General features: G+C 66.9%; 12 protein-coding genes. 4 read left to right on the top strand and 8 right to left on the bottom strand.

All coding sequences use genetic code 11. The annotated features are described in order from the left end of the window. Position 1: 1 nt before the first annotated feature. The 4 genes from AC57B5_RS13965 to AC57B5_RS13950 are packed head-to-tail and all read right to left on the bottom strand — an operon-like array spanning position 2 to position 4724. Positions 2-1924 carry an autotransporter assembly complex protein TamA gene (locus AC57B5_RS13965; protein ID WP_202760167.1) on the bottom strand — a complete coding sequence of 641 codons (1923 nt, stop codon included), beginning with the start codon at positions 1922-1924 and terminating at the stop codon, positions 2-4. A 4-nt stretch (positions 1925-1928) separates the two neighbouring features. Continuing rightward, the gene (locus AC57B5_RS13960; protein ID WP_012203587.1) at positions 1929-3116 is read right to left on the bottom strand and encodes a vWA domain-containing protein; all 1188 of its coding nucleotides are present in this window, start codon (positions 3114-3116) and stop codon (positions 1929-1931) included. Between the two features lie 31 nt (positions 3117-3147). Next, positions 3148-3858 carry a GNAT family N-acetyltransferase gene (locus tag AC57B5_RS13955; protein ID WP_496399757.1) on the bottom strand — a complete coding sequence of 237 codons (711 nt, stop codon included), beginning with the start codon at positions 3856-3858 and terminating at the stop codon, positions 3148-3150. An 11-nt stretch (positions 3859-3869) separates the two neighbouring features. Beyond that, positions 3870-4724, bottom strand: a complete 855-nt coding sequence (locus tag AC57B5_RS13950; protein ID WP_012203589.1) for an AAA family ATPase — start codon at positions 4722-4724, stop codon at positions 3870-3872. A gap of 116 nt (positions 4725-4840) precedes the next feature. Between AC57B5_RS13950 and AC57B5_RS13945 the strand changes: the two genes are divergently transcribed. Next, positions 4841-5515 carry a c-type cytochrome gene (locus AC57B5_RS13945; protein WP_012203590.1) on the top strand — a complete coding sequence of 225 codons (675 nt, stop codon included), beginning with the start codon at positions 4841-4843 and terminating at the stop codon, positions 5513-5515. 92 nt (positions 5516-5607) lie between these two features. On the opposite strand, the gene AC57B5_RS13940 is transcribed toward AC57B5_RS13945, so the two are convergent. Both AC57B5_RS13940 and AC57B5_RS13935 read right to left on the bottom strand, forming a co-directional pair. Further along, positions 5608-6066 carry a DUF1841 family protein gene (locus AC57B5_RS13940; RefSeq protein ID WP_012203591.1) on the bottom strand — a complete coding sequence of 153 codons (459 nt, stop codon included), beginning with the start codon at positions 6064-6066 and terminating at the stop codon, positions 5608-5610. Positions 6067-6144: 78 nt separating this feature from the next. Beyond that, complete coding sequence (locus AC57B5_RS13935) at positions 6145-6744, bottom strand: short chain dehydrogenase (protein ID WP_012203592.1); 600 nt, start codon at positions 6742-6744, stop codon at positions 6145-6147. Positions 6745-6850: 106 nt separating this feature from the next. Here AC57B5_RS13935 and AC57B5_RS13930 point away from each other — a divergent pair, with 106 nt between their 5' ends. Next, positions 6851-7741, top strand: coding sequence for a LysR family transcriptional regulator (locus AC57B5_RS13930; protein WP_496399756.1), 891 nt, complete (start codon positions 6851-6853; stop codon positions 7739-7741). Positions 7742-7751: 10 nt separating this feature from the next. On the opposite strand, the gene kefC is transcribed toward AC57B5_RS13930, so the two are convergent. After that, the gene (gene kefC, locus AC57B5_RS13925; RefSeq protein WP_043824431.1) at positions 7752-9635 is read right to left on the bottom strand and encodes a glutathione-regulated potassium-efflux system protein KefC; all 1884 of its coding nucleotides are present in this window, start codon (positions 9633-9635) and stop codon (positions 7752-7754) included. A gap of 297 nt (positions 9636-9932) precedes the next feature. On the opposite strand from kefC, the gene AC57B5_RS13920 reads away from it, so the two are divergent. Next, complete coding sequence (locus AC57B5_RS13920; protein WP_269197388.1) at positions 9933-10562, top strand: LysE family transporter; 630 nt, start codon at positions 9933-9935, stop codon at positions 10560-10562. Between the two features lie 76 nt (positions 10563-10638). After that, positions 10639-11103: a MaoC family dehydratase gene (locus tag AC57B5_RS13915; protein WP_034390662.1), complete on the top strand. Its 465-nt coding sequence runs from the start codon at positions 10639-10641 to the stop codon at positions 11101-11103. Between the two features lie 156 nt (positions 11104-11259). On the opposite strand, the gene AC57B5_RS13910 is transcribed toward AC57B5_RS13915, so the two are convergent. Then, the gene (locus AC57B5_RS13910) at positions 11260-11565 is read right to left on the bottom strand and encodes a DUF4148 domain-containing protein (protein WP_013803990.1); all 306 of its coding nucleotides are present in this window, start codon (positions 11563-11565) and stop codon (positions 11260-11262) included. Positions 11566-11643: the final 78 nt, after the last annotated feature.

The raw sequence follows: 11643 nt of genomic DNA, 5'->3' as shown, positions 1-11643 counted from the left end.
GTCAGAAGTTGAAGCCCAGGCGCAGGTGCAGGCGCAGCTGTTTTTCCTGGGCGCCCCAGGCGATGTCGGCCTGCACGGGGCCCACGGGGCTGCGCCAGCGCAGGCCGGTGCCCACGCCCACGCGCATGTACATGGAGTCGGGCGCATCGCCCACGGTGCCGGCGTCCAGGAAGACGGCGTGCTCCCAGTCCTGCGTGTTGCCCTTGATGACGATGGGCCGCTGCCACTCGATGCTGCCCACGGCCATGTAGCGCCCGCCGATGACCTTGCCGCTGTCGGTGCGTGCACCGATGCTCTGGTAGCCGTAGCCGCGCACGGTGTTGTCGCCGCCGGTGATGAACAGCTGGGTGACGGGCAGGTCGGCATCCTTGCGGGCCAGCAGGGCGCCGCCGGAGGCGCGCAGCGCCAGGCGGCTGCGGCGCTTGGTCTCGGGATCGACCTCGCCGATGGGAATCAGGCTGAGCCAGCGGCCCGAGACGCGGCCGAACGGCGTGCGCTGGGGCGTGAGCGTGGTGCCCGCGCCGACTTCCCAGGCGAAGCCGAAGCCCGAGGAGGGCGCCAGCGTGCTGTCGAAGTAGCGGCCCGTCCAGCCGTAGTTGGCCGTGACCGACGAGCTGGACGGCGGCGCGCCCTCGCCCTGGGTCTTGGCGTAGTCGTACTGCAGGTAGTAGTTGCGGTCGATGTGGTCTTCGGACTTGGTGCGGCCGGCGCGCAGCTGCAGGCTGTTGACATCGAAGTCGCCCGAGGGCGCGCGCTCGGCCTTGGCCGTGGTGAACCAGCGCCACAGGGTTTCATCGGGCAGGGCGGTCCACTGCGTGGAGATCAGCGGGTTCTTGCGGTCGAAGCGCATGCGCGTGACGGCACGCCAGCCCAGCCAGGGCAGGCGGTTGTGGATGTGGTCCACGCTCAGGCGCGGGCCGGTGTCGGTGCTCATGCCCACGCCGAAGACCCATTTCTGCATCTGGGCCTCGCGCACCTGGGCGATGACGGGCGTGGTGACCTGGGCGCCCTTGCGCTTGAGGGCCTCCTCATCCTCGGCGGCGCTTTCTCCCTGCTGGGGCACGTTGGCCAGCGTGAGGAAGACGGAGTCGTAGTAGCCGCTGCTGGCCAGGCGCAGCTGGGCGTCGACCAGGGCGGTCTGGTCGTATTCCTCGCCCTCGGGCAGCCGTGCGATGCGGGCCGTGCCCACGGGGTCGTAGCGCTGGGCGCCTTCGATGCGCAGCGGGCCGAAGGTGTAGGCCGGGCCGGGCGCATAGGCCACGCTGACATCGGCCTCATGCGTGTCGGCGTCGATATCGGCCAGGCTGGAGTCGATGCGCGCCAGCGGGTAGCGGCGCGACTGCAGCGTGCGCAGGCCCTGGCTCTTGGCCTGGCTCCAGCTGGACTGGCTGAAGCGCTGGCCGGGCTGCAGCGGCCAGTCCTCTTCGATGGTGGCGCGCTGGGAGGCGCCATCGGGATCGTCGGCATTGACGCCCGCAAAGCGCACCTGGCTGCGCGCAATGGTGGCGGGCTCGCCCGGGTCCACCTTGACGGTGACCTGCAGCGGGGCCTCTTCGGATTCGGGCGTTTCCTTGATCTCCACCGTGACCGTGGGGCTGAAGTAGCCCAGCGTGCCGATCAGGTCGCGCACGTTGGCGTCGGTGGCGCCCAGCAGCCGCGTGAGCTCGCGCCGCTGCAGATCGCTCTGGTAGCGGTAGCGGCGCAGCTCGAGGTGCTTTTCCAGCAGCTCGCGCACTTCCTTGGGCGCATCGACGACGAGCGAGAAGGCCGGGTCGCCGGTCGCTGCAATCAGCGACGGGTCCGTGTCCTTGTCATCATTCTTGGACGGCAGGAGGCTGCAGCCACCGAGCATCAGGGCTGCACTCAACAGAAACAAAAACGCCGGCCCTCGGGCCGGCGCTGTCGCGGGGGGGAGCTTGGGCATCGGCCTATTTTGACAGCAGGCGCATGGCGTCTTCCAGACCTTTGAGTGTCAAAGGGTACATGCGGTTGCCCGTGAGCTGCTGGATGATGCTGATGCTCTGGCGGTACTGCCAGACGCCAGGCGGCTCGGGGTTGATCCAGGCAAAGCGCGGGAAGGCATGCGTCAGGCGCTGCAGCCATTCGGCGCCGGGCTCCTCGTTCATGTACTCCACGCTGCCGCCGGGCTGCAGGATCTCGTAGGGGCTCATGGTGGCGTCGCCCACGAAGATCAGCTTGTAGTCCTTGTTGTACTTGCGGATGATGTCCCAGGTCGGAAACTTCTCGGCGAAGCGGCGGCGGTTGTTCTTCCACATGAAGTCGTAGACGCAGTTGTGGAAGTAGTAGAACTCCAGGTGCTTGAACTCGCTCTTGACGGCCGAGAACAGCTCTTCCACGCGCTGCACATGCTCGTCCATGGTGCCGCCCACGTCCATGAGCAGCAGCACCTTCACGTTGTTGTGGCGCTCCGGGATCATCTTGATGTCCAGGTAGCCCGCGTTGGCGGCCGTGCTGCGGATGGTGTCGGGCAGGTCCAGCTCCAGCTCGCCGCCTTCGCGGGCGAACTTGCGCAGCCGGCGCAGCGCGACCTTGATGTTGCGCGTGCCCAGCTCCTGCGTGTCGTCGTAGTCGCGGTAGGCGCGCTGCTCCCAGACCTTGACGGCGCTCTTGTTGCGGCCCGGCCCGCCGATGCGCACGCCGGCCGGGTTGTAGCCGCCGTGGCCGAAGGGGCTGGTGCCGCCCGTGCCTATCCATTTGTTGCCGCCTTCGTGCCGCTCCTTTTGCTCTTCGAGCCGCTTCTTGAGCGTCTCCATCAGCTCGTCCCAGCCCATGGCCTCGATGGCGGCCTTTTCCTCGGGCGAGAGCTCGCGCTCCAGCAGCTTCTTCAGCCAGTCCTGGGGAATTTCGCGCGTGAGGTCGGCCACCATCTCCACGCCCTTGAAATAGGCGGCAAAGGCGCGGTCGTACTTGTCGTAGTGTTTCTCGTCCTTGACCAGCACGGTGCGGCCCAGGTGGTAGAAGTCGTCCAGGCTCCAGGCGTCGTCGCTCTTGGGGCCGACCACGCCGGCCTGCAGTGCCTCCAGCAGGGTCAGGAACTCCTTGACCGAGACGGGCAGCTTGGCCGCGCGCATGGTGTAGAAGAAGTCGATCAGCATGGCATCTCCCGAGGGCCCGGCGTACGCGCCCTCATGTGCGCGCCACGGCGGTGCTGCCGTCCGAATGGCGCTGCAGCTGGTCCAGCAGCTGGGCGCGCGACTCGGGCCATTCGCCGCTGCGCAGGCTGTACATCACGGTGTCGCGGATGGTGCCGTCGCGGCGCAGCGCGTGGCCGCGGATCACGCCGTCCTTCCTGGCACCCAGGCGCTCGATGGCGCGCTGGCTGGTGAAGTTGAAGCAGTCCGTGCGCCAGCCCACCACATGGCAGGACAGCGTGTCGAACGCATGGCCCATGAGCATGAGCTTGGCCGAGGTGTTGACATGGGTGCGCTGCACGCTGCGCGCGTACCAGGTGTAGCCGATCTCCACGCGGCGCACCTCGGGCAGGATGTCGTGGTAGCTGCTGGTGCCCAGCACCTTGCCGCTGTCGTCGTCCAGCACGGCAAAGGCGAAGCGCTTGCCCAGGCTGCGCTGCTCCAGCGCGGCCTCGATATAGGCGCGCACATCACCGGGCTCGGGCGCCGAGGTCACGCGGATGCGCCACAGCTGGCCGTCCTGCACGGCCTCGCGCAGCCCGGCTTCATGGGCGAGGGCCAGGGGCTCCAGCCGCACGCCGTTGAAGCGCATGACCACGGGTCGCACAAAGCCCTGGTGCGCCACCGCGCCGGCCACGGGAATGGTCGTCACCTGGCCGGTGAGGGCCGGCACGCCCGTGTCGTTGGTGTGTTCGGGATGGGGCATGGGCGCAGGCCTCAGCGGTTGCGCTGGTTCATGAAGACCAGCTTCTCGAACAGGCTCACATCCTGCTCGTTCTTGAGCAGGGCGCCCACCAGCGGCGGCACGGCGACCTTGCCCTCGGCGGTCTGCAGCGATTCCACGGGAATGTCCTCGGCCACCAGCAGCTTGAGCCAGTCGATCAGCTCGCTGGTGGAGGGCTTCTTCTTGAGGCCGGGCAGGTTGCGCACGTCGTAGAAGACCTTCATCGCGGCGGTCAGCAGCTCGCCCTGCAGCTTGGGGAAGTGCACGGCCACGATCTGGCGCATGGTGTCGGCGTCGGGGAACTTGATGTAGTGGAAGAAGCAGCGGCGCAGGAAGGCGTCGGGCAGCTCCTTTTCGTTGTTGGAGGTGATGAACACCAGCGGCCGGTGCTTGGCGCGGATCATCTCGCGCGTCTCGTAGCAGTAGAACTCCATGCGGTCGATCTCGCGCAGCAGGTCGTTCGGGAATTCGATGTCGGCCTTGTCGATCTCGTCGATCAGCAGGGCCACGGGCCGGTCTGCCGTGAAGGCCTGCCACAGCACGCCCTTGATGATGTAGTTGTGGATGTCCTTGACGCGCTCGCCGCCGTCGATGTCGGACAGTTGCGAGTCGCGCAGGCGGCTGACGGCGTCGTATTCATACAGGCCCTGCTGGGCCTTGGTGGTGGACTTGATGTGCCACTGCAGCAGCGGCATGTCCAGCGCTGCAGCCACTTCCTCGGCCAGCATGGTCTTGCCCGTGCCGGGCTCGCCCTTGACCAGCAGCGGGCGCTGCAAGGTGGCTGCGGCATTCACCGCGAGCATCAAATCCTGGGTGGCGACGTAGTTCTCGGAACCTTGAAATTTCATGGGCGGTATCAGCGTAAGTATTGATGGGGACGCTTGACGGTGACTGCCATAATCGTTCGCGCTACCCGCTCAGCAGTAGGCATCCGTCAGAACTCTTGAAGGATTGTGCGCGCAAAATGATAAAAACTTTGACCACGGTATTGGCGCTGACTGTCGCATCTGTGACCCCTGTGGCACAGGCCCAGCAAAGCAAAGGTGACGCAAAGGCAGGGGAGGGGAAGATCGCCATGTGCATTGGCTGCCATGGCATCCAGGGCTACCAGGCCAGCTTCCCCGAGGTGTACAAGGTCCCCAAGATTTCAGGACAGGGCGCACCCTACATCGTGGCCGCGCTGCAGGCCTACCAGAAGGGCGAGCGCAAGCACCCCACCATGCGCGGCATCGCCGATCCGCTGACCGAGCAGGACATGGCCGACGTGGCCGCCTACTACGCCGAGCATGGCGTGGCCAAGGCCGCCGACGCCAAGGTCCGCGAGCCCAGCACCCAGGTTGCCGCGCTGCTGCAAAAAGGGGCCTGCGTCTCCTGCCACGGCCAGGGTTTTTCCAAGCCCATCGACCCCAGCTACCCGAAGGTGGCGGGCCAGTATGCGGACTATCTGTACTCTGCCCTCAAGTCCTACAAGACCGAAGGCAACCCCCACATCGGCCGCAGCAACGGCGTGATGGCCGGCATTGCCAAGCAGTTCACCAACAGCGAACTCAAGGCGCTGGCCAACTACATCGGCAGCCTCGATGGCGAGCTGCAGACCCTGCCCCAGCCCCATTTCCGCCTCGGCCAGAAATCGCAGTAGGTCGCGCCTTTCCTCCAAAGCAAAAGCCCGCAATTGCGGGCTTTTTTCGGGCTTTGTTTTGGGCTTTGTCTTGAGGCGCTGAACGGCCGGAACTATGCGCCGCCCGTGGCCTTGGCGCCGTCGCTGGTGGCGCGGCGCTGCACGGCGGCAATGTAGGCTTCGCCATCCGGGGGGCGGCCCGAGCGCTGGCTTTCCCAGAGCATCTGCCCCAGGCATTCCATGGTGGCGTGGTGGGCGTCGTGCAGCGAGTCCAGGCGGCGGCTGAGCAATTCCACCGCCTGGCGTATGCCGCGCGGCTGGTCGATGCTGCACTGCTCGCTGATGGACAGGTGCATGGACAGGTGCAAAAACGGATTGGTCACGCCGGGCGTGGCGTCGTAGTCGCGCAGCAGGGCGGCGTCCACGTCGGCGAGGTCATCGAAATACTCGGGATGCTCGGCAATCCAGAGGCTGGCCAGCGTCTCTATGGCCTCCATCGGCGCGCCGTTCAGCATCTTGGTGCGCACGCCGCAGAAAAAGCGCCGCACATCGGCTTGGGTGGGGTTGAACATGGTGGCGCGCAGCGTAGCACGCAGCCTTTTTGGGCGGGCACGCAAGGACTTTGCCGAGGGCCCGCCGCAAGACAGGGATCAGAGCACCTCGAAGACCCTGCCGGTCTGGGCGCCTTCCACGCTGCGCTGGTATGCCAGGGCTACGCGCGCGGCGGGCACGGTCTCGAAGCCGGGGAAGACCGAGCCATAGGCCTGGGCCGATTCGGTCAGCAGCGTGGGGCTCACGGCATTGATGCGCAGGCCGCGCTGCAGTTCGACCGCAGCGCCGGTGACGAAGCCGTGGAGGGCGGCATTCACCGTCGATGCATTGGCGCCGTGGCGGATGGGCTCGGTGGCGGCGACGCCGCTGGTCAGCGTGATGGAGCCGCCGTCGCGCAGCCAGCGCTGGCCCAGCAGGGCGAGCCGCACCTGGCCCAGCAGCTTGTCCTGCAGGCCGGAGTTGAACTGCTCGGCCGTCATCTCGGACAGCGGGCCGAAGTGCAGCTTGCCGGCCGTGCTGACGATGGCGTCCACCTGGCCGGCGGCTTCGAACATTTTCTGCAGCGTCTCGGGCTGCGTGAAGTCGGCGCGCAGGTCGCCGCTGTTGCGGCCCACGGTGACGATCTCATGGCGCGGGGCCAGCAGGGCGTGGACAGCGCGGCCAATGGTGCCGGTGGCACCGATGAGCAGGATCTTCATGCGGTTTTCTTTCGGAAGGAGTGAACAGGTCTCCAGTGTTTTGCAAATCGCTCATGCCATAAAGTAGCAAGATCTTTTTGTACTACTAAGCATTGGTTAGCAATCCATGGACAAGCTGCGCAATATGGAGGTCTTCATGGCCGTGGTCGAGGACGGCAGCTTTGCCCAGGCCGCGCGGCGCCTGGATATCTCGGCCGTGATGGTGGGCAAGCATGTGCAGCAACTGGAAGCCCACCTGGGCGCGCGCCTGCTGCAGCGCACCACGCGGCGCCACAGCCTGACCGAGGTGGGCCGCAGCTTCTACGAGGACAGCCGCCAGGTCTTCGAGCAGTTGCGCTGGGCCGAGTCTGCCGTGGAGCGCAGCCGCAGTGCCCCGCAGGGCCTGCTGCGCATCAGCGCGCCAACCACGCTGGGCAACCATGTGATCGCGCCGCTGGTGGCCGACTACCAGCTGGCCAATCCGCTGGTGCGCGTGGACCTGCAACTGAGCGACAGCATGGCCGACCTGGTGGGCGAGAACATCGACGTGGCCGTGCGCATCGGCCCCGTGGGCGGCGAAGGCCTGGTGGCGCGGCCGCTGCAGCCCTATCGCATGGTGATTGCGGCGGCGCCCTCGTACCTGCGGCGGCGCGGGCATCCGCGTGGCGTGGACGATCTGGTGCGCCATGACTGCCTGAGCTACGCGGTCTGGCAGAGACGCTCGGAATGGATTCTGCGCGGCGACGGCTCGGGTTCGGTGCAGTGGCCCGAAGACGCCCGCCTGCGCTGCAACAGCGGCGACGGGCTGCGCCATGCGGCGCTGCGCGGCCTGGGCCTGATCCTGCAGCCCGAGGTGCTGCTGGCCGCCGACATGGCCGCGGGACGGCTGGTGCCCGTGCTGCAGGACTGCGTGCCACTGCCGCGCCCGGTGCACCTGGTCTATCTGCCGGACCGCCGCCAGCTGCCCAAGCTGGCGCAGTTCGTGGACCACATGGTGCGAGCGCTAGGCGCGGGCTGAGGCCCGGTTTTCAGGGGCCGGGCGGCGGCGGGGCTTCCTGCGGCGCCTGGTCCTTCTCCTGCTGCGCCTGGGCCTCCTGCCGCTCCTTGGCCATCTGCTCGACCAGCTGCTGGCGGCCCTGCTTGGCCACGGCAATGAGCTGGGCCTGGTCCTTGTGGTGGGGGTACATGCGCTCGATCAGCTCCAGGTTGTGCTCCCGAAAGCGCGTGGTTGTGCGCTGGGCCTCGGCAGGGCTGTGGCCAGCGAGTTCCAGCACGGTGCGCGCCGAGACCAGGCTGGACTCGAAGACTTCGCGCTCGACATGGTGCACGCCCAGGTCGCGCAACTGGTACCAGTGGGCCATGTCGCGCGCGCGGGCCACGATCTCCAGGTGCGGAAAGCGCTTGCGCACGCGGGCGGCGATCTTCAGCGATTGCTCGGAAGAGTCCACCGCGATGACCAGCACCCGCGCCTTGTCCGCGCCGGCAATGCGCAGCAGGTCCATGCGCGTGGCATCGCCGAAGAACACGCGGTAGCCGAAGGTGTGGGCCACTTCCAGCATCTCCACGCTGTGGTCGAGGATGGTGGCCGGCACGCCCTGGGTCAGCAGCACGCGTGCCACGATCTGGCCGTAGCGGCCAAAGCCCGCAATGATGATTTGCGCGTCCTGCGGCTCCGATATTTCATGGGGCCTGGCAGTCTGGCCCGCGCCGTCGACCTGGCAATCCTTCATGTCGGCAAAGCGCTTGAGCAGCAGCTTGTCCATCAGCACCAGCACCAGCGGGCCGATCAGCATGGACAGGGCCACGGCGGCCACCAGCATGGACGAGATGCTGTGGTGGAACACCTTGTACTGCGCTGCCGTCTGGAACACCACGAAGGCGAACTCCCCGCCCTGGGCCAGCAGCAGGGCGAACACCGGGCGCTCGCGCCAGGGCAGCTTCAGCACGCGGGCCAGGGTGTAGAGCACGGCGCCCTTGAGCGCCAGAAAGCCCAGCACCATGGCCGCCATGGCCCAGGGCGCGCGCAGCAGCACGCCGAAGTCGATGCTCATGCCCACGGCCATGAAGAACAGGCCCAGCAGCAGGCCCTTGAAGGGCTCGATGTTGGTCTCCAGCTCGCTGCGGTACTCGCTGTCGGCCAGCAGCACGCCGGCCAGGAAGGCGCCCAGCGCCATGGACAGGCCCACCTGCACCATCAGCATGGCAATGCCCACCACCAGCAGCAGCGAGGTGGCCGTGAAGATCTCGGGCGTGCGGCTGCGCGCGATCCAGCGCAGCAGGGGGCGCAGCAGCAGGCGGCCGCCCACCACCACGGCGGCGATGGTGCCCACGGTCTTGAGCACCTGCAGCCACAGGTGGCTGTCGGTGTGCGTGGCATTGGCGGCCTTGACCGCGCCCAGGATGGGGATCAGCGCCAGGATGGGAATGGCGGCCACGTCCTGGAACAGCAGGATGGAAAAGCCGGCCTGGCCGCTGGGCGTGCGCATGAGGTTGCGCTCGGCCATGACCTGCAGGCAGATGGCCGTGGACGACAGGGCCAGGCCCATGCCCGCGATCAGGCTCACGCGCCAGGAAAAGCCGAAGGCCCAGGCCGCCAGGAACAGCACGCCCGTGCAGGCCAGCATCTGCGCCAGCCCCCATCCCAGGATGGGCCGGCGCAGCTCCCACAGGCGGCTGGGCTGCAGCTCCAACCCGATCACGAAGAGCATCAGCACCACGCCGAACTCGGCAAAGTGAAGAATGTCATCCACATTGCTGACAAGCGACAGTCCCCAGGGGCCCATGGCAATGCCGGCACCCAGGTAGCCAATGATGGCGCCCAGGCCCAGGGCACGCGCAATGGGCACGGCCAGCACGGCGGCGGTGAGATAGAGAAAGCCGTAGGTCAGCCAGATGGGGGCGCTGTGTTCCATGGGAGCTCGGGATCTTGGAGTTGGTGTTTACCCTGGGGCAATTGATTGTGTCACTCTCACAGCCGGGTCAGCTTCCTGACAGGGTTAAAAATGCCCCCCACGCTCCCCTTGCTGCGCAAGGTCCGCTGCCCCTGGCCGGGCGCCCCCCGAGGGGGCCGTTTTCATCTTGGGGCGGCCCGGCGATGAAAAATGCCACCGAATGCTTCACCGCCCCATCCGGCTTTGCTGCGGCAGTGCGCCACATCGGCTGCACAGTTTTAAGATGCCGGCCTGCTCCGTATTTTTAAGGTGTTTGGCATGGATTGGCATACTTGGATCGCCTACTTTGTGGCCTGCTGGATCATTGCGGTCTCCCCGGGCTCGGGCGCCGTGCTGTCCATGAGCCATGGCCTGTCGTATGGCGTGCGCAAGAGCAGCGCCACCATCTTCGGGCTGCAGCTGGGGCTGCTGACCATCTTGCTGATCGCCGGTGCGGGCGTGGGCTCGCTGCTGCTGGCCTCCGAATGGGCGTTCAACGCCGTGAAGATCGTCGGCGCCTGCTATCTGATCTACCTGGGCATCAGCCAATGGCGCTCGGGTGCCGCACCCCTGGCCGCCCAGGAATCCATGCCCGAGCTCAGCGTGCGCCGCCGCGTGCTCACGGGCTTCCTGACCAACGCCACCAATCCCAAGGGCATCATCTTCATGGTGGCCGTGCTGCCCCAGTTCATGACCACCAGCCGCCCGCTGTGGCTGCAGTTGCTGATCCTGGCCGCCACCATGCTGGCCGTGGACACCATGGTCATGCACGGCTATGCGGCCAGCGCCAGCGCGCTGCGCGGCTTCATGCGCAGCGCGCGTGCGGTGCGCAGCCAGAACCGGGTCTTCGGCGCGCTGCTGATGGCCGTGGGCACAGGCCTGTTCTTTGTTCAGCGCGCGTCCAGGTGACATCCACCCTGGACTAACCCTAGCCTGTCGCGCGCCCGACATGGAGCGCGGGGCACCGGCCCCTACCATTTGGGGCATGAAAACCTTCCATTCCTATTCCGAAGTGCGTGCCTGCGTGGGGCAGGAAGTCGCCGTCAGCGACTGGATCACCATCACCCAGCAGCAGGTGCAGCTGTTCGCCGATGCCACGGGCGACCAGCAATGGATCCATGTGGACCCCGAGCGCGCGTCCAAGGGCCCCTTCGGCGCGCCGATTGCGCACGGCTTTCTGACGCTGTCGCTGATCCCCCAGTTTTTCCAGAACTGCTTTCACATCGAAGGCGCGCAAATGGGCGTGAACTACGGCCTCAACCGCGTGCGCTTCACCTCTCCCGTGCCCGTGGGCAGCCGCCTGCGTGCGCGCCTGACGCTGCAGGCCGCCGAGCCCATCGAGCCCGGCGGGCTGCAGATGACCTGGCTGGTGACCGTGGAGCGCGAAGGCGCCGACAAGCCCGCCTGCGTGGCCGAGTCCGTGGCCCGCAACTACGGCGCCAAGGCTTGAACGAAAACTGACCCCCACGCTACCCTTGCTACGCAAGGTCCGCTGCCCCCCCCCCAAGGGGCGCTTTCATCTTGGGGCGGCCCGGCGATGAAAAAAGCCCGCAGGGGGCACCTGCGGGCTGGCTGCGTGGTGGCAGCGGTTGCGGGGGGCTGAGGCTCAGGCGCCGAAGTTCAGCTGGCCCGAACGCTCGGCGGCGGCGGCTTCGCGGCGCACTTCATCGCGGCTCACGGTGGCGGTGGCAGTGTTCTGGATGGGCAGGTAGCCTTCGGCGACGGAGGGCATGGTGCCATTGGCCTGGGCGGCCTTGAGGTCGGCCATGACCTGGGCGCGTGTCAGCGTGCTCTGGGTCTTCACTTCGGGCGGGTAGCTGCTGTTGTCGGCGTAGTCGAAGCCGGCAGCCTGGGCGGCGATGGCGGAGATGGAGAGGGCGGCCAGGACGGCAAAACGGCGGGTGTTCTTCATGATTCAAGTCCTTTGTTTTGTTTCTGGGACAGGGCGTTCTTTGCGGAAATCGCTTGGTAACGTAGAGCCCATGACTCA

This window comes from Delftia sp. BGA-UO-ETr-SB1, assembly GCF_059567865.1.
Note: the sequence above shows the minus strand (reverse complement) of the source record. Positions and strands in the feature narration are given on the sequence as shown.

Bases quoted from the DNA above. Each gene is read 5' to 3' on its own strand.
- AC57B5_RS13940 (WP_012203591.1), bottom strand. From the start codon at position 6,066: ATGTTCAACCCCACCCAAGCCGATGTGCGGCGCTTTTTCTGCGGCGTG.
- AC57B5_RS13930 (WP_496399756.1), top strand. From the start codon at position 6,851: ATGGACAAGCTGCGCAATATGGAGGTCTTCATGGCCGTGGTCGAGGAC.
- AC57B5_RS13945 (WP_012203590.1), top strand. From the start codon at position 4,841: ATGATAAAAACTTTGACCACGGTATTGGCGCTGACTGTCGCATCTGTG.
- AC57B5_RS13910 (WP_013803990.1), bottom strand. From the start codon at position 11,565: ATGAAGAACACCCGCCGTTTTGCCGTCCTGGCCGCCCTCTCCATCTCC.
- AC57B5_RS13915 (WP_034390662.1), top strand. From the start codon at position 10,639: ATGAAAACCTTCCATTCCTATTCCGAAGTGCGTGCCTGCGTGGGGCAG.
- AC57B5_RS13960 (WP_012203587.1), bottom strand. From the start codon at position 3,116: ATGCTGATCGACTTCTTCTACACCATGCGCGCGGCCAAGCTGCCCGTC.
- AC57B5_RS13935 (WP_012203592.1), bottom strand. From the start codon at position 6,744: ATGAAGATCCTGCTCATCGGTGCCACCGGCACCATTGGCCGCGCTGTC.
- kefC (WP_043824431.1), bottom strand. From the start codon at position 9,635: ATGGAACACAGCGCCCCCATCTGGCTGACCTACGGCTTTCTCTATCTC.
- AC57B5_RS13920 (WP_269197388.1), top strand. From the start codon at position 9,933: ATGGATTGGCATACTTGGATCGCCTACTTTGTGGCCTGCTGGATCATT.
- AC57B5_RS13965 (WP_202760167.1), bottom strand. From the start codon at position 1,924: ATGCCCAAGCTCCCCCCCGCGACAGCGCCGGCCCGAGGGCCGGCGTTT.
- AC57B5_RS13950 (WP_012203589.1), bottom strand. From the start codon at position 4,724: ATGAAATTTCAAGGTTCCGAGAACTACGTCGCCACCCAGGATTTGATG.
- AC57B5_RS13955 (WP_496399757.1), bottom strand. From the start codon at position 3,858: ATGCCCCATCCCGAACACACCAACGACACGGGCGTGCCGGCCCTCACC.